27 protein-coding genes are annotated in these 24132 nt (G+C 60.3%); 19 read left to right on the plus strand and 8 right to left on the minus strand.

Annotation, left to right across the window (positions count from 1 at the left end; all coding sequences use genetic code 11):
* Positions 1 to 604: 604 nt before the first annotated feature.
* On the plus strand, positions 605 to 1234 hold the full coding sequence (gene rcsA, locus SSARUM_RS14850; RefSeq protein WP_033635078.1) for a transcriptional regulator RcsA: 630 nt from the start codon (positions 605 to 607) through the stop codon (positions 1232 to 1234).
* Between the two features lie 218 nt (positions 1235 to 1452).
* Here rcsA and dsrB read toward each other — a convergent pair whose 3' ends face one another.
* Entirely contained in the window at positions 1453 to 1653 is a 201-nt protein-coding gene (gene dsrB / locus SSARUM_RS14855) for a protein DsrB (protein WP_033635079.1), read from the minus strand.
* Positions 1654 to 1973: 320 nt separating this feature from the next.
* Entirely contained in the window at positions 1974 to 2186 is a 213-nt protein-coding gene (gene cspE / locus SSARUM_RS14860; protein WP_004935122.1) for a transcription antiterminator/RNA stability regulator CspE, read from the minus strand.
* A 377-nt stretch (positions 2187 to 2563) separates the two neighbouring features.
* Here cspE and SSARUM_RS14865 point away from each other — a divergent pair, with 377 nt between their 5' ends.
* The 3 genes from SSARUM_RS14865 to SSARUM_RS14875 all read left to right on the plus strand — a co-directional run bounded on the left by SSARUM_RS14865 (position 2564) and on the right by SSARUM_RS14875 (position 4823).
* A complete protein-coding gene (locus tag SSARUM_RS14865; RefSeq protein ID WP_060430257.1) occupies positions 2564 to 2941 on the plus strand; it encodes a hypothetical protein in 378 nt (125 codons plus the stop codon).
* A 511-nt stretch (positions 2942 to 3452) separates the two neighbouring features.
* Positions 3453 to 3662 carry a hypothetical protein gene (locus SSARUM_RS14870; RefSeq protein ID WP_033647847.1) on the plus strand — a complete coding sequence of 70 codons (210 nt, stop codon included), beginning with the start codon at positions 3453 to 3455 and terminating at the stop codon, positions 3660 to 3662.
* 153 nt (positions 3663 to 3815) lie between these two features.
* Positions 3816 to 4823 carry an NAD(P)H-quinone oxidoreductase gene (locus tag SSARUM_RS14875; protein ID WP_033647848.1) on the plus strand — a complete coding sequence of 336 codons (1008 nt, stop codon included), beginning with the start codon at positions 3816 to 3818 and terminating at the stop codon, positions 4821 to 4823.
* Between the two features lie 44 nt (positions 4824 to 4867).
* On the opposite strand, the gene SSARUM_RS14880 is transcribed toward SSARUM_RS14875, so the two are convergent.
* Positions 4868 to 5920: an SDR family oxidoreductase gene (locus SSARUM_RS14880; protein ID WP_049197249.1), complete on the minus strand. Its 1053-nt coding sequence runs from the start codon at positions 5918 to 5920 to the stop codon at positions 4868 to 4870.
* Between the two features lie 110 nt (positions 5921 to 6030).
* Here SSARUM_RS14880 and SSARUM_RS14885 point away from each other — a divergent pair, with 110 nt between their 5' ends.
* Positions 6031 to 6963, plus strand: a complete 933-nt coding sequence (locus tag SSARUM_RS14885) for a LysR family transcriptional regulator (protein WP_060430261.1) — start codon at positions 6031 to 6033, stop codon at positions 6961 to 6963.
* Positions 6964 to 6966: 3 nt separating this feature from the next.
* Here the strand turns inward: SSARUM_RS14885 and SSARUM_RS14890 are convergent, their stop codons facing one another.
* The 3 genes from SSARUM_RS14890 to SSARUM_RS14900 all read right to left on the minus strand — a co-directional run bounded on the left by SSARUM_RS14890 (position 6967) and on the right by SSARUM_RS14900 (position 7912).
* A complete protein-coding gene (locus tag SSARUM_RS14890; RefSeq protein ID WP_033635085.1) occupies positions 6967 to 7356 on the minus strand; it encodes a YidB family protein in 390 nt (129 codons plus the stop codon).
* A gap of 95 nt (positions 7357 to 7451) precedes the next feature.
* Positions 7452 to 7700 carry a GlsB/YeaQ/YmgE family stress response membrane protein gene (locus tag SSARUM_RS14895; RefSeq protein WP_033635086.1) on the minus strand — a complete coding sequence of 83 codons (249 nt, stop codon included), beginning with the start codon at positions 7698 to 7700 and terminating at the stop codon, positions 7452 to 7454.
* Positions 7701 to 7714: 14 nt separating this feature from the next.
* Positions 7715 to 7912 carry an ElaB/YgaM/YqjD family protein gene (locus SSARUM_RS14900; protein ID WP_033635087.1) on the minus strand — a complete coding sequence of 66 codons (198 nt, stop codon included), beginning with the start codon at positions 7910 to 7912 and terminating at the stop codon, positions 7715 to 7717.
* 626 nt (positions 7913 to 8538) lie between these two features.
* Between SSARUM_RS14900 and SSARUM_RS14905 the strand changes: the two genes are divergently transcribed.
* Both SSARUM_RS14905 and yjdN read left to right on the plus strand, forming a co-directional pair.
* On the plus strand, positions 8539 to 9459 hold the full coding sequence (locus SSARUM_RS14905) for a Kdo(2)-lipid IV(A) acyltransferase (RefSeq protein ID WP_033647852.1): 921 nt from the start codon (positions 8539 to 8541) through the stop codon (positions 9457 to 9459).
* A gap of 178 nt (positions 9460 to 9637) precedes the next feature.
* Positions 9638 to 10057: a VOC family metalloprotein YjdN gene (gene yjdN / locus SSARUM_RS14910; RefSeq protein WP_033635089.1), complete on the plus strand. Its 420-nt coding sequence runs from the start codon at positions 9638 to 9640 to the stop codon at positions 10055 to 10057.
* 15 nt (positions 10058 to 10072) lie between these two features.
* On the opposite strand, the gene SSARUM_RS14915 is transcribed toward yjdN, so the two are convergent.
* Positions 10073 to 10267 (minus strand): hypothetical protein, encoded by a 195-nt coding sequence (locus tag SSARUM_RS14915; protein WP_033635090.1) that lies wholly within the window; start codon positions 10265 to 10267, stop codon positions 10073 to 10075.
* Between the two features lie 160 nt (positions 10268 to 10427).
* Here SSARUM_RS14915 and SSARUM_RS14920 point away from each other — a divergent pair, with 160 nt between their 5' ends.
* Both SSARUM_RS14920 and SSARUM_RS14925 read left to right on the plus strand, forming a co-directional pair.
* Positions 10428 to 11981 carry a sensor domain-containing diguanylate cyclase gene (locus tag SSARUM_RS14920; protein ID WP_033647853.1) on the plus strand — a complete coding sequence of 518 codons (1554 nt, stop codon included), beginning with the start codon at positions 10428 to 10430 and terminating at the stop codon, positions 11979 to 11981.
* Between the two features lie 478 nt (positions 11982 to 12459).
* Positions 12460 to 13353 carry a Kdo hydroxylase family protein gene (locus SSARUM_RS14925; protein WP_033647854.1) on the plus strand — a complete coding sequence of 298 codons (894 nt, stop codon included), beginning with the start codon at positions 12460 to 12462 and terminating at the stop codon, positions 13351 to 13353.
* A gap of 43 nt (positions 13354 to 13396) precedes the next feature.
* Here SSARUM_RS14925 and paaZ read toward each other — a convergent pair whose 3' ends face one another.
* The gene (paaZ, locus tag SSARUM_RS14930) at positions 13397 to 15463 is read right to left on the minus strand and encodes a phenylacetic acid degradation bifunctional protein PaaZ (protein ID WP_048321750.1); all 2067 of its coding nucleotides are present in this window, start codon (positions 15461 to 15463) and stop codon (positions 13397 to 13399) included.
* 317 nt (positions 15464 to 15780) lie between these two features.
* Here paaZ and paaA point away from each other — a divergent pair, with 317 nt between their 5' ends.
* The 10 genes from paaA to pcaF are packed head-to-tail and all read left to right on the plus strand — an operon-like array spanning position 15781 to position 24122.
* Positions 15781 to 16719 carry a 1,2-phenylacetyl-CoA epoxidase subunit PaaA gene (gene paaA / locus SSARUM_RS14935; RefSeq protein ID WP_048321752.1) on the plus strand — a complete coding sequence of 313 codons (939 nt, stop codon included), beginning with the start codon at positions 15781 to 15783 and terminating at the stop codon, positions 16717 to 16719.
* Positions 16720 to 16740: 21 nt separating this feature from the next.
* On the plus strand, positions 16741 to 17028 hold the full coding sequence (gene paaB / locus SSARUM_RS14940) for a 1,2-phenylacetyl-CoA epoxidase subunit PaaB (RefSeq protein WP_004935173.1): 288 nt from the start codon (positions 16741 to 16743) through the stop codon (positions 17026 to 17028).
* An 8-nt stretch (positions 17029 to 17036) separates the two neighbouring features.
* A complete protein-coding gene (gene paaC / locus SSARUM_RS14945; RefSeq protein ID WP_039565380.1) occupies positions 17037 to 17795 on the plus strand; it encodes a 1,2-phenylacetyl-CoA epoxidase subunit PaaC in 759 nt (252 codons plus the stop codon).
* A 9-nt stretch (positions 17796 to 17804) separates the two neighbouring features.
* On the plus strand, positions 17805 to 18302 hold the full coding sequence (gene paaD, locus SSARUM_RS14950) for a 1,2-phenylacetyl-CoA epoxidase subunit PaaD (RefSeq protein ID WP_033653577.1): 498 nt from the start codon (positions 17805 to 17807) through the stop codon (positions 18300 to 18302).
* Between the two features lie 13 nt (positions 18303 to 18315).
* Positions 18316 to 19374, plus strand: coding sequence for a 1,2-phenylacetyl-CoA epoxidase subunit PaaE (paaE, locus tag SSARUM_RS14955; RefSeq protein ID WP_033647859.1), 1059 nt, complete (start codon positions 18316 to 18318; stop codon positions 19372 to 19374).
* Positions 19375 to 19382: 8 nt separating this feature from the next.
* Entirely contained in the window at positions 19383 to 20156 is a 774-nt protein-coding gene (gene paaF / locus SSARUM_RS14960) for a 2,3-dehydroadipyl-CoA hydratase PaaF (protein WP_033647860.1), read from the plus strand.
* Between the two features lie 3 nt (positions 20157 to 20159).
* The gene (paaG, locus tag SSARUM_RS14965) at positions 20160 to 20951 is read left to right on the plus strand and encodes a 2-(1,2-epoxy-1,2-dihydrophenyl)acetyl-CoA isomerase PaaG (RefSeq protein ID WP_033635102.1); all 792 of its coding nucleotides are present in this window, start codon (positions 20160 to 20162) and stop codon (positions 20949 to 20951) included.
* A 2-nt stretch (positions 20952 to 20953) separates the two neighbouring features.
* Positions 20954 to 22483 (plus strand): 3-hydroxyacyl-CoA dehydrogenase, encoded by a 1530-nt coding sequence (locus SSARUM_RS14970; protein ID WP_060419001.1) that lies wholly within the window; start codon positions 20954 to 20956, stop codon positions 22481 to 22483.
* Positions 22480 to 22920 (plus strand): hydroxyphenylacetyl-CoA thioesterase PaaI, encoded by a 441-nt coding sequence (paaI, locus tag SSARUM_RS14975; protein WP_060419004.1) that lies wholly within the window; start codon positions 22480 to 22482, stop codon positions 22918 to 22920. Before SSARUM_RS14970 ends, paaI begins: the two co-directional genes overlap by 4 nt.
* The gene (gene pcaF / locus SSARUM_RS14980) at positions 22917 to 24122 is read left to right on the plus strand and encodes a 3-oxoadipyl-CoA thiolase (RefSeq protein WP_060419006.1); all 1206 of its coding nucleotides are present in this window, start codon (positions 22917 to 22919) and stop codon (positions 24120 to 24122) included. Before paaI ends, pcaF begins: the two co-directional genes overlap by 4 nt.
* The last annotated feature ends 10 nt before the right edge of the window (positions 24123 to 24132 follow it).

Consider the following 24132-nt stretch of genomic DNA (forward strand, 5'->3'; position numbering starts at 1 on the left):
CCGTTAAACATTCACGAAAACTATTTCATGTGAAATAAATATCCAGATAACTCATTGTAAAACGGTGATTTATAGCAACAATTAAGCTACACATTCCAGCCAGAATGTTAACTTCTGTTTGTTGTTATGATAAAAAAAGGCGCGCTTATCATTTGCGCGAAAAGCAAAAAACACCGCAAGGTAATGATTTTTATATGTAAAAACCAAAAGCACTCAGTGCGAGTGTTTTTTCACCGCTCAAGAAACACGCTAAAAGACCTCAAAAAAACGACACATGAATTTTTTTTAAGACTTTTCCTAGCAAACTAAAATTTTGTTTCGTGACATGATGAACAGATTCACGGCAAGCAATGCAGACAGGCTCAGGCGCCAAGCGCAAATCAGGCTCAACATGCCGAAGCTGGACGAACAGCAGATCGCCCTGACTTAAGCCAAACTTATAGATTCATGCAATTAATAAGTTTAGTATGAAAATATCATTGAGTGACGTCGTGTTTATTGATAGAACACTCGCTACACTGAATTATTGCTCCATTTTGCCTTTCGGCTTTTTAGGCTTTTTCTCATATTACCGCAGTAAAACGGATTTAAGTGGGGGTGCGATATGCCAACGATCATCATGGATTCATGTAGCTATACCAGATTGGGATTAACCGACTATCTGACTTCGCATGGCGTGAAGAAACGCCATATTAATGCCATCGAGGACATTGACAGCCTGCACGAAAAATGCAGCAAGTTGAATCCCAGCCTGGTGTTTATTAACGAGGACTGCTTCATCCACGAAGCGAACGCCACCGAGCGAATAAAACGGGTGATTTCACTGCACCCGGATACGTTATTCTTCATCTTCATGGCCATTACCAACGTACATTTCGACGATTATTTATATGTTCGCAAGAACGTCATCATATCGTCAAAATCCATCAAACCAGAGACTATGAATCAGCTACTTAGTCACTATCTCGAGAGAACGTCCCTACGGGCGGAGAAATCCTCTCTGGATCAAACGCCGGTAACGCTGAGCCAGACCGAATCGAACATGTTACGCATGTGGATGTCCGGTCAAGGCACCATCCAGATATCAGACCAGATGCAAATAAAGGCCAAAACGGTCTCTTCCCACAAAGGAAACATCAAGCGGAAAATAAAGACGCACAACAAGCAGATCATTTACCACGTTGTTCGTCTGACCGATACCTTGACCAGTGGAATATTTGTCAATAGCCGTTAAACCACAGAGAAGGCCCCCACTCTGTTTTGCCAGCCGTTAAATACCCGGTGATAATGTCATCTGGATATCAGATGCTGGCGCCCTTAAAAGAATACCTGCTGCGTTATCCCCCGCTAGCGCAACGGGTATTTTTTTGTCATCGATAAAAAGAATCTTACCGCTATGAAATAATCTCAAAACGGACAATTTCATTAGCAAATTAATGAGATTAGCCGAAGTTACTGCCCATGCTCGCGACAGGGCTCCACAAACGTGCCGTCACGGCTGTCGATTTCATTAAAAAACCATACGCCCGCCGGGTAGTCGTCAAGAGAAACCAGATACATGGTGCCTTCGTTGAACACCTCTACGGCCAAAATGATGCCTTCACGCCGCGGGCCGCCGTCTGTTTTTACCGTCACTCGATCGTTAACCTGCATACCATTCCCCATTATTTGCGATTGCCGTCAGTGTATTACAAAACCGAGGGCGATGGACACCGCCCTAGCCCTGCCAGCCTCTGCTATCAGCGTAGCAGCCGCCTGGATTTTCACTTTCTTAACGGTTTGGCCGCAGAATCTTAAGCCGGTCTCGCGTAGCCTGTCTTCAGGCGTTTCCCCCCCAGAGAAGCGCTCGCAAATGAAGAAGTAACAAGGAACTTTTGCCCGCAGACTTGCGGGCTTTTTTTTGCGCGCTGCCAAATGGCAGGCATAAAAAAACCCGCCGCGGCGGGTTTTTTTCAATCAGCGCCAGGCGCCAATTAGATAGCGGTAACGTTGGCCGCAGATGGACCTTTCGCACCGTTCTCGATAGAGAACTGTACGTTCTGGCCTTCAGCCAGGGTCTTGAAACCTTGATCCTGGATAGCAGAGAAGTGTACGAATACGTCTTTGCTGCCGTCTGCTGGGGTGATGAAACCAAAACCTTTAGCTTCGTTGAACCACTTCACTTGACCTTTGATCATGTTAGACATGTCTAATTTCCTTCAATAATAAATGTAAGCCGCCATGGGCGAGGTAGCCGGTCATCAGTTACTTATGGAGGCACTGGAAAGGAAATTCGTCAGAGAAGGGCTATCCGGGATAACGCTTTAAATTTGAACTACTTTACTCAAAATGTCGTGCATAAATAGGTCTGTACCACAGGCCGACATCATTAACTCATGAGCGAGCGGCAATAGCAACCTTTTTCGCCGTGACGGGACGCTAATCTCGGCTAAACGCGCAGGATTTGACCCTGTCTACCGTTCGAGGCGCCGAATGGCTCACCCGTAACGCCCAAGGCAAATGATAGTAATTCTCGTTCTGCTGTTTTATAGTTGCCTGACGAAATCATTCAGGGAGAGTCACTATGCCGAGATGGCTCACATTACCGGCCGCCAGCGTTACCGCCCTGCTGGCCTTTGCCGCTTGCAGCGCCCCGCTGGGCGCGCTGGAGCTGAATTATCAGCCCCCAGAGCCCAGCGTTTCCCCGCCCCCAAAACCGGTGGCTCCGCCGGGGCCGCCCCCCAAGGCGGCGAAACCGCCGATTACCTGGGCAGAGGCACGCGACAAGAACGGTTTTCGCGTCGATATCGAATGCGATCATCCAGGCTGCAGCAAGCCGCGCGCCAAACCTTATCCCGCCTATGAAGGCCCGGTGAAGAAAACCGATCGCCGCCGCCAATCCGATCCTTACTCCACCAATCAGGATCCCGATTACAACATTCAGTTGGGCTATGAGTGGTAGCGGCGCTTTCGGAGTAATACCTATATCAGCCTCCTTTTCCGCTGCATAGAATAGCGTCAGTTCACCACTCCTCCTGGTGTTGAACACAACAAGCTGTGTTGCAAATCTTTATGCGCCTCCCTATAGGCGCTTTTTTTTTTGGTCCCTCCCTCAACGCGTCTTCCGATTACAGATTGCTCTCATTGCCCCACAAAGTGATGAATGTCACAAATACGCCTCCTTGCCATTCTTATTCGGAGGTAACGTTCATGGCCACAGGATCCCTTGCCCTCCTGGCCGTCTTGGCCGGCATTGCGGGCTTCGCCCTCTATAAATATTTAAAATCTCAGAAAAAAAGCACACTCATCCGCCCGTACGATCGGTAACCGACAACGCGCTTTCACCGCGAAGGCGCGGCACAACGCACGCCGCGCCTTCGCGGGCTGTCATGCTTTCATCACAAAATTGTCACACTATGGCCATATGATAATTCGCGTTTATCCGCTCTGGCTTAACACCAAGGATTTCGCCCATGACCATAATTAAAGCTGCAAACCATCAGGAAGCAGAAAAACTCATCCGCGCCGGCACTGCCAAGAAAATCGAACTGGCCTACGATATCGGCAGCGACGACTTCTTCCAGCTTGCCAGCCTGTGGTGCGATAAAGGCGCCAAGATCTCCAAAGGAAAAGACCACTTCATCGTCTCGTTGAAAGGGTTCCGCATCCCGCCTAACGATTGATACCCTGCCGCCCATCGCGGCGGCTTCGCCCCTTCCTCGCAAAACCGCTCTATTCGACCACGCGCGCCTCATTCGATTTCGCTAAGCTAACAGCAGACTTTATTGCGGACGTTTTGCCTGATCGCCACGTCCGCCACGATGAGGAGAGTAACCATGTCAACAAATGCAGCGCTGCCCGGTACGATGAAAGCGATTGAAATCAGCCAGCCGGGCGCCCCCGAGGTTCTGGTCGTCGCTGAACGCCCGGTGCCGGTTCCGCAAGCGGGCCAACTTCTGGTGAAAATCGCCGCCGCCGGCGTTAACCGCCCCGACGTGCTGCAGCGCCAGGGGAACTATGCGCCGCCGCCCGGCGCCTCGGATATCCCCGGCCTGGAAATTGCCGGCGAAGTGGTGGCCACTGGGGAAGGCGTGACCCGCTTCGCGCCCGGCGATCGGGTTTGCGCCCTCATCGCCGGCGGCGGCTATGCCGAATACTGCACCGTGCATGAAAGCAATGCGCTGCCCGTTCCGGCGGGCCTGAGCCTGACCGAGGCCGCCGCGCTGCCGGAAACCTTCTTTACCGTCTGGGTCAACGTGTTCCAGCGCGGCCACCTCAAAGCCGGCGAGACCGTGTTGATCCATGGCGGCACCTCCGGCATCGGCACGGTCGCCACCATGCTGGCAAAGGCCTTCTGCGCTCAGGTGATCACCACCGTCGGCTCCGAAGAGAAACGACAGGCCAGCCTGGCGCTGGGCGCCGACGTGGCGATTAATTACCGCAGCGAAGACTTTGTCGCACGCACCAAAGACGCCACCAACGGTAAAGGCGCCGACGTTATCGTCGACCTGATCGCAGGCGATTATGTAGCCAAAAACTATCAGGCCGCGGCGATGGAAGGCCGCATCGTGCAAATCGGCACGCAAAACGGCGTGGTGAAAGAGCTCAATCTGATGCCGCTGCTGTTGAAACGCCTGACCCATACCGGTTCGACGCTGCGTTCGCGCAGCGTGGCGGACAAAGCGCAGATCGCCGCCGAGCTGCGCGAGAAGGTTTGGCCGCTGCTGGAGCGCGGCGTGCTGAAGCCGCAAATTTTTAAAACCTTCCCGCTTGAGCAGGCCGCCGCCGCGCATGCGCTGATGGAGTCCAGCGAGCACATCGGCAAGATCATGCTGACGTTCTGACCTCATTCCCCGCGGCCGGTGCTGCGGGGAAACCGATGCCACGCTCAGGGGATGATGCCGCGACGGCGGAACTCATCGAACAGCGAGAAAAACATGGCTTCGGTTTCGACGAACTGATGGAAACCGAAGCGCCGCGCCTTGCTGCCGTCCGCGAACATGTCATAGTCCCAGGAAAAGACGAAATCGGCGAAGCGCCAGCCGGCCACCGCGCGATAGTCCGGTTCAGCCAATTGGTGCCGCTGCACCAGCTCGCGCCACAGCGGCGCTTTGTCCGCCATCATGCTCTCCAGCGGCATCGGCAGCGGCGGCGCACATTCCAGCCCAAAGTAAGCGGCGATTTTCGGCCACATCTCGCTCCAGCGAAACAGATCGCCGTTGTTGATATTAAATGCCTGATTGGCCGCCGCCGGCTCGGTCGCCGCCCACAGCGTGGCGCGCGCCAACAGCCCGGCGTCGGTCATTTCCAGCAGGCTGTGGTAAGCGCCCGGTTTACCGGGGAAGCGCAGCGGCAACCCGAGCGCTTTGCTGATCGACGCGTAAACCGCGATGCTTAACGCCAGATTCATCGGATTGCCGAGGGAGAAGCCCCCCACCACGCTCGGGCGAATGGCGCTCCAGCGCCAGCGCTTGCCGACCTGCCGCTGCGCCAGATACTGTTGCTGCGCCACGTTAAACTCCGGCGGCATATGCCCGGCGTCGCTTTCGCGCGCCGGCGTTTTAAACGGCCCCAAATGCGCGCCATACACCTTATAGCCCTGCATCAGACTGATGTGCTCCAACGCCGGTGCGGCCGGCTCCAGCCCCTCGACAACGTGTTGCAACATCTGCAGGTTCGGCGCCACCAGTCCCGCCCAGTCCGGCGCATCCTGATAGGCGGCATAGAAAACGTGGCTAATCGCGCTCAGCGGCCGCAGCGCGTCGCGCGTCGCCGCCGCATCCAGCAGATCAACCTGCAGGTGGCGCACCCCCGGCGCCGGTTGCCCACCCCGGCGCGAGACGCCCACCACTTGCCAGCCCTGGCCGGTCAGCTCCTCAATCAATCGGCGCCCAATCACGCCATTGGCGCCGATCACCAATGCCTGTCGCTTTGCATTCATCTTGCCACTCCTCAGGTTGTCGATGCCCTGAGTGTTATTGATTAGCGATGCTTGCGGTAGAGCAGTATTAGCACTAACACTTATAAGAAAAATCTATAGGGAAGATCGACATGGATAAACTGAGCGCAATGAAAACCTTTATGCGGGTGGCGGAACTGGGCAGCCTGTCGGCCGCCGCTCGCGATCTGCGTTTGACGCAGCCGGCGGTCAGTCAGCAAATCGCTGCCCTGGAGCAGCGACTGGGAGCCCAGCTGCTGTTTCGCAGCACCCGGGCGGTCACCCTGACCGATGCCGGCAGCGGTTATTATCAGCGCCTCAAACCGATTCTGGCGGCGGTCGACGAAGCGGAAGAGGCGTTGCACGGCCAGCGCCACCAGTTGCAGGGCAATCTGCGCATTCACGCCCCGACCGGGTTCGGGCAGTTGCACGTCACACCGCTGGCCATCGCTTTCCAGCAGCGCCATCCGAACCTCGCCATCGAGCTGCTGCTGGACGATCGCCTCGCCGACGTGATCGGCGAAGGCATCGACGTGGCGTTGCGTTTCGGTGAACTGCATGCGCCCGGCATGGTGGCGAAACGTTTGGGCGAGCTGCAGCGCCTGCTGGTGGCGTCACCGGCCTATCTGGCCAGGCATGGCACGCCGCGTTCCCCGGCGGAGTTGGCGAAACATGCACACATTCGTTACAGCGGCCTGAACGACGGCGATACGCTCACCCTGTTCGGCCCGCACGGCCCCGAGACGGTTGCTCTGCGGCCCACGTTCCGCGCCAACAATACGCTATCCCTGCTGGCCGCCATTGAGGTTGGGGCCGGCATCGGCGGCGCTCAACGGCCTTTAATCGCCGAACAGCTGGCGACGGGGGCATTGGTGCCCGTTTTGCCGGAATACCGCTACTCGCCCATGGCGCTGCACGCGGTCTATCCCGCCTTGCGTTTTATTCCGGAGAAAGTGCGCGCCTGGGTGGTGCATCTGCAGCAGGCGTTGACGACGATCGAGGGGATCAGCGGAGTGAATGCCCCCGGCCAGACACCGGGAGCCTAATCATTATTTGAACAGTTTACCGACCATGTCGCCCAGCTCGTTGCTGTCTTGCTGCACTTCACCGTTTGGCGAGGCGGCATCGGTGACCGTTGGCAAGAACTGTGCAATGGTGCTGGACGCCTGAGCCGGATCGATACCCAGCTTTTCAGCCAGTTGGTTGATGGCGTCGCTACCCAACGCCTGCTGTACGTGATCGCCGGTAATCGGCTGATTTTCGCCATTGCCGAGCCAGGAACCGACGATATCGCCGAACTGCCCCTGACGGAATTTGTCCAAAATGGCCTGCAGGCCGCCTTGTTGCTCGACCCACTGCATAATGGCGATGTAGTCGATGCCTTTGCCGTTGGCGCCGCCGCCCAGAATGTTACCCAATACGCTATCGAACAGACCCATGATATTCCCCTTTCAGCGAGTGCGGACTGCGCCGCGCCGCCGGATTGATTTCACGAAAAAGGGCCGCCGCGGCGACCCTGTTGAGCAATGGCTGCTTAGCCTTTGATCTTCCTGTAGACAAAAAGCACCACCAGGGCGCCGATTACTGCCACCACAAAGCTGCCCAGGTTAAAACCGTCAACGCGGCCCATACCGAAGAAGGTGCTGATATAGCCGCCGACTACGGCGCCCACGACCCCCAATATAACGGTCACAATAAAGCCGCCGCCGTCTTTGCCCGGCATAATCCACTTGGCCAGGATACCGGCGATTAAACCAAAAATGATCCAGGAAATGATGCCCATCTTTACTCTCCCTATTACCTTTTGCCTAACAGAAATCCTATTACCAGGCCCACGACGGCGCCGGCGCCTATCCCCGCCCAAGGGTTATCCTTGATGCAGGCACATGATTGCTCGAGCGCTGCCTTTACGCCGCTGCGCACTTCGCAGGCGGTGGTTTTCACGTAGTCGCTCGGTTGCTCAACACCGTTTAGATCGTCATTTTCATATGACATGTCAAATCCTTACAGACCAACCCTCTGAGAATCTCGTCACATGTTTCGCGCCAGGCGCCGTCCGCTCCGCGATCTTGCTCTGGGCAACCTGCCCGCTGCCGCTCAATGCAGAGGCGTACGGCGACAAACGCATAACTTCACACTATGACTATAGTAAAAAATCAGCGGTTTACCCATTTCCGTCCGTCTGAATTTCACCGTACAAAAAACGATCTGATTTCATCCTGCTGTCATCTCGCGAGGCTAAACTTTAAACAAATCCTCCTGGAGGAAACGCCGATGTTCAATGCCCCTTTTGTCCTGATTCTCGCGCTACTGTACGCACTGGCCGCCGTTTGGGACGGTTCCGCTGCGTTATTGTTTCATTAAGGTTACATAGCAGTTGTCACTTTTGCGATGCGCTTAATTGTGTCTTTATTTTTCAATTTCGCCAGTCGTTTGAAATAGCGTAAAATATCTGCCATTCCCTCGGTAAAAATCCTATCTCTCCCCGTTTTTCGCCTGCGCTTAACTAAAGCGTAAAAAAGCATTAATGGAAAATCCTATTTAGCTCAGAATGTTCTACCATTCGCCCTATGAAAATTTGGGTTAAGGTCCCATTGGAAAAACAAGGAATCACAGGAAAAATGCTTTCTAACCAACGCTTTGAGCGCGAATTCTTGCGCCCTCGTTATTGGTTGCTGTGGATAGGGCTGGGAATACTCTATCTCTTGGTATTACTGCCCTACCCGCTCATTTATCGACTCGGACACGGCCTTGGCAGAATAGCCATGCGCCTGATGAAACGCCGGGTAAAAATAGCGCGCCGCAATTTAGAGCTCTGCTTCCCCGCAATGCCCGCCGCCGAGCGCGAGGCGCTGATCGTCAAAAATTTTGAGTCCGTCGGTATGGGCCTGTTCGAAGTCGGCATGGCCTGGTTCTGGCCCGACTGGCGCATCGCCCGCTGGTTCCAGGTGAGCGGCATGGAAAACATGCGGCTGGCGCGTCAGGGCGGCAAAGGCGTTCTGCTGATCGGTCTGCATTTTCTGACGCTGGAACTGGGCGCGCGCATTTTCGGCATGCAAAACCCCGGCATCGGCGTGCATCGCCCGCACAACAACAGGCTGATGGAGTGGGTACAAACCCGCGGCCGGCTGCGCTCGAATAAATTCATGCTCGATCGTAAAGATATCAAAGGCATGATCCGCAACCTGAAACAGGGCGAAATCCTGTGGTACGCGCCGGATCACGATTATGGGCCGCAAAGCAGCGTGTTCGCGCCGCTCTTCGCCGTGGAAAATGCCGCCACGACCACCGGAACCTTTATCCTGGCGCGCATGGGACGGCCGTCGATCGTGCCTTTCGTGCCGCGCCGCCTGCCAGATGCTCAGGGCTATGAGTTGATCGTGCAGCCGCCGTTGACGGACTTCCCGCTGGATGATGAAACGCGCGCGGCGGCCAAGATGAACCGCGTGGTGGAAGAACAGGTGCTGCTGGCCCCCGATCAGTACATGTGGCTGCACCGCCGCTTTAAAACCCGCCCAGCCGGCGAGCCGTCGCTGTATTGACCGCCCTTGCGCCTTCGCCCGTCATGCCGGCGGCGAAGGCGCACTCACCTCGCACAAGCATTCTGCGCCAGGGGAACTACACTAATAAGTCACCGACGGCAATTATTGCCGCCAGCAACCATTTCTTCCTGCCCGAGGGCCGGTCGTTGCCTGTCGAGCCACAACCGAGGTCAATGTCATGCTGGTACAACCCTATCTGTTTTTCAGCGGTAACTGTGAGCAAGCGATTAACTTCTACGAACAGCAGTTGAATGCCAAAATTGAAATGGTCATGCGCTATAAAGACATGCCCGAAGAAGCCCGGCAAGACGGGCCGCAGGACGTCAATCCGGAGGCGATCATGCATGCGCGCCTGCTGATCGGCGACGGCGTACTGATGGCCTCCGACGGCTGCCCGCAAGATGACGGCGGCGGCGCTTCTCATAAAGGCTTCTCGCTGTCGCTGAACCCCAGCGATGCGGAACAAGGACGCAAACTGTTCGACAATCTGGCGCAGGGCGGCCAGGTGACGATGCCTTACCAAGCCACCTTCTGGGCCAAAGGCTTTGGCATGCTGACCGACAAATTCGGCGTCAACTGGATGATCAACGTCGAATAACCCGTCATGGCGCCGCTAGCCATAGCGGTGCCAGTCATACGCCGCCTTGGCGAACAGCACGAACAGCAGCGCCAACAGCGCCAATCCCAACCGCCAATAGGGCGACCGGCGCCGCCGCCAGGCGAAGTACATCATCACCGCCAGCGTCCCCAGCGTAAGGGGGTAATACACCGCCAGCGTCAGTAAAGTGATAATGATGTAATCCGACATGGCTTTTTCACTCCGCTGTGTTCACCCCGCCGCTGATACGGGGTGCAAACGCCCTTTCTCGCTATCGCCACGTTAGGGGCTAGAGGTCTGGCGCATTTATGCATAAAATATAAGATTGCTCTTAACTCAAATTGAATAGTAATCAAACAACAAGGGTGACATGACTCAGCAGCAACCCATACAGGATGCCGTGCCGGCGCGCAGCGTTAAAAGCTCCCCATTATTATTTCAGGCCGGCGTGTTTGTCATCATCGTTGCCGCCACGCTGATCCTCTTTAACAGCTGGCAAATCTGGAACGCGCATCAGCGCGATCTGCGCAGCGCCGAGCATGAGTCCGCCAACCTCGCCCGCTCGCTGGCGCAGCATGCCGACGATACTTTCATGCAGGTGGACGGCAACCTGCTCGATCTGACCGAACGTCTCCAAACCGACGGGTTGGGCCCATCGCAGCTGACGCGGCTGCAGCGCGTCATGCAGACGCAGGTCGGCAACCTGCCGCAGCTGCACGGGCTGTTTCTCTACGATGCACGCGGCCGCTGGCTGGCGACCTCCTCGGGCAAATTCATCAAGAACGCCAACAACGCCGATCGCGATTACTTCAAATACCATCAAAACCGCGACGGCGGCGGCCTGTACATCGGCAAGGTGATCCGCAGCCGCACCACCGGCGATCTGATCATTCCCGTTTCGCGGCGTTTCAACAACCCGGACGGCAGCTTTGGCGGCGTGGTGCTGGCGACGCTGTACGTCGATTATTTCCGCCAGTTTTACGACAGCTTCGCCCTCAATACCGACGCCTCACTGAACCTGCTGCTGGCGGACGGCACTATCCTTTACCGCCGCCCTTACTCGGCGGCGTCGATCGGTAAAAACATCGCCAAGGGCGTGCTGTTCAGCGAAATTTTGCCGCATTCGGAATTCGGCAACGCCACCATCACCTCGCTGTACGACAAAGTGGAGCGCATCTACGGCTATTCGCGGGTCAACCGCTTTCCGCTGGTGATCGCCGCCGGGTTGTCGAAACGCGACGCGCTGGCGGACTGGCGCACCGACGCCGGTCTGTTCGCCGCCGGTGGCCTCTCGCTGCTGATGATCCTGTTGGCGATGGGCATGGTGCTGCTGCGGCAAATCAAGCACAGCATGCAAACCGAAGCCGAGCTGATGCGCACCCGCGATCAGTTGACCAGCATCAACCAGATGCTCGAAGAGCTGGCGCTGCTGGACGGCCTGACCGGGCTGGCCAACCGCCGCCAGTTTGATATCGCGCTGAAGAACGAGCTGGCGCGGGCTTCGCGCAACTACCGCAGCGTGGCGCTGCTGATGCTGGATATCGACTATTTCAAACAGTACAACGACAGTTACGGCCACGTCGCCGGTGACCAGTGCCTGCAGCAGATCGGCCAAACGCTCAAAGGGTTGGCCTGCCGCAGCAACGACGTCCTGGCGCGCTACGGCGGCGAAGAGATGGGGATTATCCTGCCGGATACCGACGTGCAAGGCGCACTGATTTTCGCCGAGCGCGTTATCAACGCGGTGCGCGATCTGAAAATTCCGCATCAGGGCAACCCGCACGGCATCGTTACCATCAGCATTGGCATCTGCGCCAAAGTGCCGCATATGTATAACGATACGCCGATCAGCTTTATCAATGAGGCGGACAGTGCGTTGTATCAGGCCAAGAAAAAAGGCAAAAACTGCATTTACGGCGCTTAACCAATAATCGGGTCACCAAGATTTGGCGGCCCGATTTATTCGCCAGAAAAATGAAGTAGTTCCCTCGCGAAACATTATTTCACCGGTTTACCCTGCACGCTGAATAAAATAACGGAAATAATAAGCAGTATATTCATTTTCATTACAATTCAATAAGATAAAACACGCCATCCAGCAGGCAATTTGTGCCTTTTTTGATTATTCGTGCCTATACCTCGCCTCGTTTATACCCCGTTTACTTTTCATTGGCATTGCCGGTGATACCCTTATCAGGATTATTCTATCTATCAGGAAGCCATCGCACGCTTCGGCGCATTGCGCCCTGCTGATACAGCCATAATAGAACCCACAAATTTCACGTTGCCATTGGGCGGCCTGCTGACGCCGCTCCAGCCAGCCACTGCGCAAGCCAGTGCAGCCAATCACGCGGCAACCTGAGAGGCAGGAATAAAGCGATATAGATTTGCAAGGAGATCTCATGCCTACTGGCGATATTATGCACGAACAGGCCGTCCTGACGCTGTCGTTGCGACAATGGGCGGCAGCGGAAGCATCCAGCGCGGTCAGCGAACTGGAACAGGGCAAGGTGCTGTTTCTGCCCGAACTGGCCTTCACCCTGTCTGAACAGGAAATGCCGCTGCTGGATCCGACATTGGTCGACCCGAAGCGCAAAAACATCAGCTACCAACCGCTGTCCGGCAAGCTGAGCGGCGTCGCCGTCGCGGAACGCCGGCAGCAGGTTCAGCAATTGCTGGAACGCTATTACCAATCCTGCCGCCAGTTGATCGCCGGGCTGTTGCCCGAATATCAGGAGGCGCTGCACCACCCGACCGGCAGCCTGCGTTTACATCCGGTTTCCGCTTGGCGGGCGGCCAGTTCCTGGCGCAAAGACGACAGCCGGCTGCACGTTGACGCCTTCCCGTCGCGCCCGAACTACGGCGAACGCATTCTGCGCATTTTCACCAACATCAACCCGCACGGCGAGCATCGCCAATGGCGGGTCGGCGAGCCGTTCCCTGAGCTGGCGGCACGCTTTATGCCGCGTCTCGCTCGCTACTCCGCCTTCGGCAGTTGGCTGCAGCACCAGGTGCGCATCACCAAAACCCGCCGCAGCCATTATGACCACCTGATGCTGCAGTTGCATGACGCCATGAAGGCCGACGGCGATTATCAGCAACGGGGGCCGCAGCTGGCGCTGACGTTCCCGCCGGGCAGCAGCTGGATTTGCTTCTCTGATCAAACGCCGCATGCCGCGATGGGCGGCCAGTTTATGCTGGAACAGACCTTCCTGCTGCCGGTGAATAAGATGCAGGATCCGCAGCGTTCACCGCTGAAAGTGCTTGAACAGCTGCGCGGTCAGCCGCTGATCTGAATGATTCGCCGCCGCCGGGGGTGCCGGCGGCGGCAAACGCGCATCACGCTTCGAAGTCCCCCTGTTGGCGCGCCACCAGCGTCAGAATGCTGTACAGCGCCACCGGCTGCTGTTGCTGATTCAACACCTGCACATCCCACACCACCACGCCGTGCGGGCGATCTTCGGCGGTTTTCTGCGGTTTGCGGATTTTCTTTTTGCAGGTCAACCGCACCTGAATGGTATCGCCGATCTTCACCGGCTCGATAAAGCGCAGATTTTCCATGCCGTAGTTGGCGATCACCGGCCCGACGGCGGCGTCGACAAACAGCCCGGCCGCGGCGGACACCACAAAGTAACCGTGCGCCACCCGCTCGCCGAACAGCGAGTCGGCGGCGCCGATCTTGTCCATGTGCGCGTAGAAATGGTCGCCGCTCAGGCAAGCGAAGTTGACGATATCCGCTTCGGTCACGGTGCGGCGCGCGGTCAACAGGCTATCGCCCAGCTGCAGCTGCTCGAAGTATTTCCGGAACGGATGCACCGGATGCTCGGCGACCGGCGCGCCGCGCACCCATTCGCCGCCGATGGCCGCCAGCATCGCCGGGCTGCCCTGGATCGCCGTGCGCTGCATATAGTGTTTCACCGCGCGCAGCCCGCCCAGCTCTTCACCGCCGCCGGCGCGCCCCGGGCCGCCGTGCACCAGCATCGGCAGCGGCGAACCGTGGCCGGTGGACTCCGCCGCCGCCCGCTCATCCAAAATCAACATGCGGCCGTGGGCGCAGGCCGCCGCGCGAATGAAGCGCGTGGCCAATGCCGGATCGGCGGTCACCAGCGAGCCCGCCAGGCTGCCCTGCCCCAGCAACGCCAACGCGATCGCCTGTTCGGTATCCGCATACGGCATCAGCGTCGCCACCGGGCCGAAGGCCTCGGTGCCGTGCACCGCCTGATGGGTGAACGGATCGGCGCAATACAGCAGGGTCGGCGGATAAAACGCCCCGCCGCGCGCGCCGTCGCCCAGCACCTCCAGCTTATCCAGCGCCGCGCCACAGAGCGGTTCGCAGCCGTTGCGCAGCAGGAACTCCACCTTGCTTTGCACATCATCACGCTGCTCGTGGCTGACCAACGCCCCCATGCGCACCTGCTCCAGCTGCGGGTCGCCCACCGTCACCCCCGCCAGGCGCTGCAGCAAGGCCTGACGCACCGCCGCCACCTGCGCCGCCGGCACGATGATGCGGCGGATCGCGGTGCATTTCTGCCCCGCCTTGGCGGTCATTTCACGGCACACTTCTTTGATGAACAGCGCAAACTCGGGCATTTCCGGCGTCACGTCTTCCGCCAGCACGCAGCAGTTGAGCGAATCCGCCTCCATGGTGAACGCGATCGATTTCTCCAGCAGGCGCGGGTGTGCCCGCAGCCGCTGCCCGGTCTGCGCCGAACCGGTGAAAGTCACCGCATCCTGGTAATCCAGGTGCGAGAACATGTCGCCGACGCCGCCGCAAACCAGCTGCAGCGCCCCTTCCGGCACCAGGCCGCTGTCGACGATCAGCCTGACCATCGCCTGCGTCAGCTGTGCGGTGGCGGTGGCCGGCTTGATGATGGCCGGCATGCCCGCCAGCCAGGTCGGCGCCAGTTTTTCCAGCATGCCCCAGCACGGGAAGTTGAAGGCGTTGATGTGCAGCGCCACGCCGGGGCGCGAAGTGAGCACGTGGCGGGCGGCAAACTGCGCCTGTTTCGACAATGGGATCAGCTCGTCTTCCGGCCACAGGGTATCGTCCGGCAGATCGCGGCCGGCCATGCCGGCATAGGCGAACAGCGTGGCGATGCCGCCCTCGATATCGACCCAGCCGTCGCTGCGCGTCGCGCCGGTTTGATAGGAAATCTGATACAGCGCCTCTTTATGCGCCAGCAGGTGTTTGGCTACCGCTTTCAGCATCTGGGCGCGCTGCTGGAACGTCATGTGCGCCAGCGCCGGGCCGCCGCGGCTGCGGGCATAGTCCAGGCTCGCCGCCAACGGCAGGCCGTCGGAGCAGACCTGGTACAGCGCTTCGCCGGTCACCGCGTGGCGGATTTCGCGCGCCTCTCCCTGCCCGTACACCCAGGCGCCAGAAAGATAACTGTGTAACTGCTGCATGTGCCCTCCGAAATTCATAAATTTTCACCATACAGCTTAATTACGTATCATATAAACGCCAGTCAAGGCCAAATCAAATTTTAACAAAAAGAGAACAAAAGGCGTTTTCAGACCGCTTAACCTGCCATAAACAAGGAATTAATCACTTTATTAATCAAACAAAATCAAATAAATAACAAAACCCATTGTGAGTAACCTCGCAAAACCACATTAATTACGTTTGATCTTTTTGTTATCAGTTTGTAGCCTTATGGTTAGTTAAAGTGATTCACATTTTTATGTTTAATGTGAAAAATACGAATCACCAAGAGGCAAGAATGACAACTGACGCACAGTATCAGCAGCATTTCGACGACAAGATCGCGGCGGATATCGCCATTGAGGCCAAAGACTGGATGCCGGACGCCTACCGTCAGAACCTGATTCGGCAGATTGGCCAACACGCCCACTCGGAAGTCATCGGCATGCTGCCGGAAGCCAACTGGCTGACGCGCGCCCCCACGCTGCGCCGCAAAGCGGTGCTGCTGGCCAAAGTGCAAGATGAGGCCGGCCACGGTCTGTACCTCTACAGCGCCGCCGAAACCCTCGGCTGTTCGCGCCAGGACATCTACCAAAAGATGCTCGACGGCAAGATGAAGTACTCCTCTATCTTCAATTACCCCACGCTCAACTGGGCGGATATCGGCGTGATCGGCTGGCTGGTCGACGGCGCCGCCATCGTCAACCAGGTGGCGCTGTGCCGCGCGTCCTACGGCCCCTATGCGCGGGCGATGGTGAAGATCTGCAAAGAGGAAAGCTTCCATCAGCGCCAGGGCTACGAGGCGGTAATGGCGATGGCCAACGGCAGCGACACGCAGCGCGCCATGCTGCAGGACGCCATCGATCGCTTCTGGTGGCCGGTGCTGATGATGTTCGGCCCGAGCGACGCCGACTCCCCCCACAGCGCCCAGAGCATGGCGTGGAAGATCAAACGCCACAGCAACGATGAGCTGCGGCAGAAATTCGTCGACAACACCGTACCGCAGCTTGAAGCGCTGGACATGACGGCGCCGGATCCGGAGCTGCGCTGGGACGCCGCCGCGGGCCACTATCGTTTCGGCGAAATCGACTGGAGCGAGCTGCATGAGGTGATCAAAGGGCGCGGCCAATGCAACCACGAACGCCTGCAGGCCAAACGCCGCGCCTGGGAAGACGGTGCCTGGGTGCGCGACGGCGCCATGGCCCACGCCGCGAAAAACGCCGCCTCCGCCGCATAGCCAACATAAGGAACCGAGATCATGAGCCACGTTGAATGGCCGCTGTATGAAGTGTTTATCCGCAGCAAACAAGGGCTGGCGCATCGCCACGTCGGCAGCCTGCACGCCGCCGACGACCAAATGGCGCTGGAAAACGCCCGCGACGCCTATACGCGCCGCAACGAAGGCTGCTCGATCTGGGTGGTGCAATCGCGCCATCTGATCGCCTCGCAGCCGGAAGATCGCGGCGCGTTCTTCGATCCGTCCGAAGACAAGATCTACCGTCATCCGACGTTTTACACCATTCCCGACGGCATCAAGAACATGTAGAGGCGACCATGACGGTTAACGATCCGCGCATCAGCTATTTACTCCGCCAGGGCGACACGCCACTGATCCTCGCCCAGCGCCTGTGCGCCTGGTGCGGCCACGCGCCCGAGTTGGAAATCGATCTGGCGCTGGCCAACATCGGGCTCGATCTGCTCGGCCAGGCGCGCAACTTCCTGGGCTACGCCGCGGAACTGGCCGGCCCGCCCTGCAGCGAAGACAGCCTGGCCTTCGGGCGCGACGAGCGCCAGTTTCATAACCTGCTGTTGGCGGAGCAGCCGAACGGCGGTTTCAACGACACGCTGGTGCGTCAGTTTCTGCTTGATGTCTACCACGTACAGCTGCACCAGGCGCTGAGCCGCAGCCGCGATGCGCAGATTGCCGCCATCGCCGCCAAATCGTTGAAGGAGGCCGATTACCACCTGCGCTTCAGCCACGGCTGGATGATCCGCCTGGGCGACGGCAACGACGTCAGCCACCGCAAGATCCAGCAATCGCTGGATAACCTGTGGCGGTTCACCGCCGAGCTGTTCCACGCCGACGCGCTGGAGCTGGAACTGGCGGAACAAGGCATCGCCGTCGATCCCCGCGAACTGCAGGCCCCCTGGCAAGCGCAGGTGGAAGAGACGCTGCGCCAGGCGACGCTGTTGCTGCCTGCCGAGCAGGCGTTCCGGCACGGCGGCAAGCAAGGCCGGCACAGCGAACACCTCGGCCCGCTGCTGGCGGAGATGCAGTTCCTGCAGCGCGCCTATCCAAACGGGCAATGGTAGGAGGCCGCGATGAACGTCACCCGTTTGCAACCCGCCGAAATTCCGCAGATTTGGCACTGCCTGCAGCAGATCAGCGATCCCGAACTGCCGGTGCTGTCGATCACCGATTTGGGCATGGTGCGCGACGTGGCGCGCGACGGCGCTGGCTGGCGCGTGACCTTCACTCCAACCTATTCCGGCTGCCCGGCCACCGAATTTCTGCTCAACGCCATCGAGCAGCGGCTGGCGGCCGCCGGCTTCAGCCCGGTGCAGGTGGACATTCGCCTCAGCCCGGCCTGGACCACCGACTGGATGAACGCCGACGCCCGCGAACGGCTGCGGCAATACGGCGTAGCGCCACCGCAGGGGCACACCTGCGATCGGCCGCACGCCCACGGCCCGGTAGCCTGCCCGCGCTGCGGCAGCACCCACAGCGAGAAGATCAGCGAGTTCGGCTCCACCGCCTGTAAAGCGCTGTACCGCTGCTGCGACTGCCGGGAACCGTTCGATTATTTCAAATGCATATAGGAGCGCTGACACCATGACGGTCTTTCATCGCCTGAACGTCGCCGCCATCGAGCGCGAAACGCCGGACGCCGTAGCCATCACCCTGCGGGTGCCCGAAGAGCTGCAAAACCAATACCGCTATACCCCCGGCCAGCACCTGACGCTCAAGGCGTTGGTCAACGGCGAAGAGTTGCGGCGTTGCTATTCCATCTGCAGTTCACCGCAGGAAGGCCTGCTGCAGATCGGCGTGAAGGCGATTGATCAGGGGCGCTTCTCCGGCTTCGTCAACCGCATGCTGAAAGTCGGCGACGCGCTGGAGGTGATGGTGCCGCAGGGGCGCTTCGGCTACCAGCCGCAGGCAGAGCGCCACGGCAACTACCTGGCGATCGCCGCCGGCTCCGGCATCACGCCGATGCTGTCGATCATCAAGGCGACGCTGCTGCTCGAACCGGGCAGCAGCTTCACCCTGATCTACGGCAACCGCAACAGCCGTTCGATGATGTTCAAAGAGGCGCTGTCGGACCTGAAAAACCGCTACCCGCAGCGTTTTCAGCCGCTGTACCTGTTCAGCCAGGAAAGTCTCGACAGCCCGCTGCTCAGCGGCCGTATCGACCGCGAACGCCTGACGGCGATCGGCGGCGCGCTGCTGGATTTCCGCGACTATGACCACGCCTTTATCTGCGGGCCGGAATCGATGATGGACGACGCGCAAACCGTGCTGGAACAGGCCGGCGTACCGGCCAATCACATCCACAGCGAGCGCTTCAACACCAGCGGCTTGGCCGCCCGCCCGCGCCACAGCGGCGATCGCAACGCCACCCGGGTGGCGATCCTGCTCGACGGCCGCCGGTTGGATATCGAGATCGGCGAACAGGACGACAGCATTCTCGACGCCGCGCTGCGCCAGGGCGCCGACCTGCCCTACGCCTGCAAAGGCGGCGTCTGCGCCACCTGCAAATGCCGTCTGAAGGCCGGCCAGGTGGAGATGGGCGTCAACTATAGCCTGGAGCCGGATCAGCTGGCTGCGGGCTACGTATTGAGCTGCCAGTCGTGGCCGAAAGGCGACGGCGTGGTATTGGACTTCGACGTCTAGGAGCCGCGATGGACACCCCCTTTATTTTGCATCAGCAGCAGCACCGCGTGGTCACGCTGACGCTGCATCGCCCGGAGGCGCGCAACGCCCTGAGCACGCCGTGCCTGGAACAGCTGGTTGCACGGCTGGAGCAGGCCGACGCCGACAGCGGCGTGGGCGCCGTGGTGATCGCCGGTGCGGCGCGCTTCTTCGCCGCCGGCGCCGATCTGCGCGAACTGCAACAGCAGGATCTGCCGGCCGCGCTGGCGGATCGCCGTCCACAGCTGTGGCAGCGTCTGGCGCAGTTCAGCAAGCCGCTGCTGGCGGCGGTGAACGGTTATGCCCTGGGCGCCGGCTGTGAGCTGGCGCTGGCCTGCGACATCGTCATCGGCGGCGAAAGCGCCCGCTTCGGCCTGCCGGAGATCACCCTCGGCCTGATGCCGGGCGCCGGGGGCACCCAGCGCCTGATCCGCTGCGTCGGCAAGTCGCGCGCCAGCCAGATGGTGCTGACCGGCGAGCCCATCGACGCCCGCACCGCGCTGCAGGCCGGTCTTATCAGCGAAGTGTGCGTCGATGCCCTGACGCTGGAACGCACGCAGCAGATTGCCGAACGCATCAGCCGTCAGGCGCCGCTGGCGCTGCGCGCCGCCAAACAGGCGCTGAAACAGGCCGAGGAAACCGGCCTCAGCCAGGGGCTGGCGATGGAGCGTCAGCAGTTCGTCACCCTGGCCGCCACCGACGATCGCCGCGAAGGCATCGCCGCCTTTTTCGAAAAACGTACGCCAAACTATCAGGGGCGCTGATTTATGGATAACGCATTGATTCTCAGCCATCTCGACGCCGGCGTGTTGACGCTGACCCTCAACCGGCCGGATCGGCTCAATAGCTTTAACGACGAGATGCATCGCCAGCTGAGCGAAGCGCTGACGCAAGCCGAGCGCGACGACAGCGTGCGCTGCCTGCTGATCGCCGGCGCCGGGCGCGGTTTCTGCGCCGGGCAGGATCTCAACGATCGCAACGTCAGCGCCGATCAACAGGCGCCGGATCTCGGCCTGTCGGTCGAACGTTTCTACAACCCCCTGATCCGTCGCCTGACCGCCCTGCCGAAGCCGGTGGTGTGCGCGGTCAACGGCGTGGCGGCCGGCGCCGGCGCCGCGCTGGCCCTGGCGTGCGATATCGTCATCGCCGCCGACAACGCCAGCTTCATTCAGTCGTTCTGCCGTCTGGGGCTGGTGCCTGACTCCGGCGGCAGCTGGTTCCTGCCGCGGCTGGCCGGCCACGCCCGCGCGATGGGCATGGCCATGCTGGGTGACAAAATCAGCGCCCAACAGGCGCTGGCGTGGGGCATGATCTGGCAGGTGGTGCCGGCGGATGAATTGGCCGATCGCACGCAAACGCTGGCGCGCCATCTGGCCACCCAGCCGACCTACGGCCTGGGGCTGATCAAGAAAGCCCTCTACAGCTCGGCCACCAACAGCCTCGATCAGCAGCTCGATCTGGAGCGCGATCTGCAACGCCTGGGCGGCCGCAGCGACGACTATCGCGAAGGCGTCAGCGCGTTCTTTGCCAAACGCACGCCCAACTTCAGCGGGAAATAGCCATGAACGCGCCCCTTCTTAACGGCCAGGTGGCGGTGATCGGCGCCGGTACCATGGGCATCGGCATCGCCCAGGTGGCCGCCGCCGCCGGCCACCCGGTGCGGCTGTTCGATATCGCGCCCGCCGCCGCCCAGCGCGCGATCGACGATCTCGCTCGCCGCCTGCGCCAGCGGGTAGACGGCGGCAAGGCCGACGCCGCGCCCACCGAAGCGCTGCTGGCGCGCCTCGAACGCGCCGACTCGCTCGAGCAGCTGGCCGACTGCACGCTGGTGATTGAAGCGGTGGCGGAAAATTTGGCGATTAAGCAGAGCCTGTTCCGCGATCTGGAGGCGATCTGCTCGCCCACGACACTGTTCGTAAGCAATACCTCTTCGCTGTCGATCACCGCCATCGCCGGCGCACTGCAACACCCGCAGCGCATGGCCGGGCTGCACTTCTTCAACCCAGCGCCGCTGATGAAACTGGTGGAGATCGTCAGCGGTCTGGAGACCGGTACCGATACCCTCGCCGCGCTGCAGGCCCTGGCGCAGCGCTGGGGTAAGCAAAGCGTCGTGTGCCGCTCGACGCCGGGATTTATCGTCAACCGCGTGGCGCGGCCGTTCTATGCCGAAACCCTGCGCGCGCTGGAGGAACGGGTGGCCGACGCCGCCACGCTGGACGCGGTATTGCGCGACGCCGGCGGTTTCGCCATGGGCCCGCTGCAGTTGACCGATCTGATCGGCCAGGACGTCAATTACGCCGTGACCGACTCGGTGTATCAGGCCTTCTATCAGGATCCGCGCTTCACTCCCTCACTGATGCAGCAGGAGCTGGTGGCCGCCGGGCGCCTCGGCCGCAAGTCCGGCCGCGGTTTCTACCGCTACGACGCACCGCAATCCGCCGACGCGATCGCCTTTGCGCCACCGGCGCAGGCCGCAGTGCCGCAACGCGTTACGCTGCACGGCGACTGGTCTTCGCTAGCCGATTTGGCGCAGCTGTTAAGCGAAAATGCGGGGGCGATCAAACAACCCGGCCAGACCAGCCCACACGTCACGATCGACGACGTTACACTGATGTTAACCAATGGTAAAACCGCCGGCCAACTGGCCGACGAACGGGGAACGCCCGTGGTGCTGTTCGATCTCTGTGCCGACTATGCGCACGCCTCCGCCATAGCCATCAGCTGCGCGGCGCAAAACGATGCGCAACACAATGCCAACGCGATTCGCCTGCTGCAGTCCCTCGGCAAGCAGGTCATTCCGTTGCCGGATTACCCTGGCCTGCTGACGATGCGCACCCTGGCCATGCTGGCCAACGAAGCGCTCGACGTGGTGAACAAAGGCGTCGCCAGCGCCGAAGATACCGATCTGGCGATGCTGCGCGGCGTCAACTATCCGCGCGGGCCGCTGGCCTGGGGCGCCGCGCTCGGCTGGCGCCACATTCTGACGACGCTGGAAAACCTGCAACGCTATTACGGCGAAGCGCGCTATCGCCCGATGCCGCTGCTACGCCGCTACGCTTTCCCCGCCTCTTTCCCAGGAGCCGAACGATGAACGCCAATACGCCGCGCGCGCTGGCTCAGCGCTGCGCCGAACAGATGTTCCAGCAAGATACCTGCGCTCAGGCGATGGGAATGCACATCGACGCCGTCGACGCCGGATACGCTCAGGTCAGCATGACTGTCGGCCCGCAGATGCTCAACGGCCACCAGACCTGCCACGGCGGCCAGCTGTTCAGCCTGGCGGACACCGCCTTCGCCTACGCCTGCAACAGCCAGGGGTTGGCGGCGGTGGCCTCCGGCTGCAGCATCGACTTCGTCCGCCCGGCGCTGGCCGGCGACCGCCTCACCGCCAGCGCGGAGATGCGCCATCAGGGCAAAGCCACCGGGCTGTATGACGTCGAGATCGTTAACCAACTGGGCAAAACCGTCGCCTGGTTCCGCGGCCGCGCGCACCGCCTCGGCCACAGCATTTTAGGAGATCAGGCATGAATCAGGCATTTATCTGCGACGGCGTGCGCACCCCGATCGGCCGCTATGGCGGCGCGCTGGCCCAGGTGCGCGCCGACGACCTCGCCGCCCTGCCGCTACGCGTGCTGTTGGAACGCCATCTGCAGGTAGATTGGGCGCAGCTGGACGACGTGATCCTCGGCTGCGCCAACCAGGCCGGGGAAGACAACCGCAACCTGGCGCGTATGGCGCTGCTGCTGGCCGGATTGCCGGTCGGCGTTTCCGGCACCACGGTAAACCGCCTGTGCGGTTCAGGCCTGGATGCGCTGGCGATGGCGGCGCGCAGCATCAAGGCCGGCGACGCCGGGCTGCTGCTGGCGGGCGGCGCGGAATCGATGACCCGTGCGCCGCTGGTGATGGGCAAGGCCGACAGCGCCTTCAGCCGCCAGGCGCAGCTGTACGACACCACCCTCGGCTGGCGCTTCGTCAATCCGCGGATGCAGGCCGAGTTCGGCACCGATTCGATGCCGGAGACCGCCGAAAACGTCGCGGCGCAGTTCAACATCAGCCGTGCCGATCAGGACGCCTTTGCGCTGCGCAGCCAGCAGCGCGCCGCCCGGGCGCAGGCGCTGGGCCACCTGGCGCAGGAAATAGCCCCCGTCAGCCTCAGCGGCAAAAAAGGTGCGGTGACGCTGTTTAGCCAGGATGAACACCCGCGCCCCGACACCACCTTCGAGCAGCTGCAGGCGCTGAAAACCCCGTTCCGTCAGCCCGGCAGCGTCACCGCCGGCAACGCCTCGGGCCTGAACGACGGTGCGGCGGCGCTGATCGTCGCCTCCGAAGCGATGGCGGCGCGCCAGGGGCTGACGCCGCGCGCGCGCATCGTTGCCACCGCCACCTGCGGCGTGGAGCCGCGGCTGATGGGCATCGGCCCGCTGCCCGCCACCCGCAAGGTGCTGGAAATCGCCGGGCTGAGCCTGGCGCAGATGGACGTTATCGAACTGAACGAAGCGTTCGCCGCCCAGGCGCTGGCGGTGATGCGCCAGCTTGGCCTGCCGGACGATGCCCCGCAGGTCAACCCCAACGGCGGCGCGATCGCTCTGGGACATCCGCTGGGCATGAGCGGCGCGCGCCTGGCGCTGTCCGCCCTGTTTGAACTGGAACGGCGAGCCGGCCGCTACGCGCTTTGCACCATGTGCATCGGCGTCGGCCAGGGCATCGCCATGATCATTGAGCGTGTCTGACCCCTGAGGC

This window comes from Serratia sarumanii (genome assembly GCF_029962605.1).
GTDB lineage: Bacteria > Pseudomonadota > Gammaproteobacteria > Enterobacterales > Enterobacteriaceae > Serratia > Serratia sarumanii.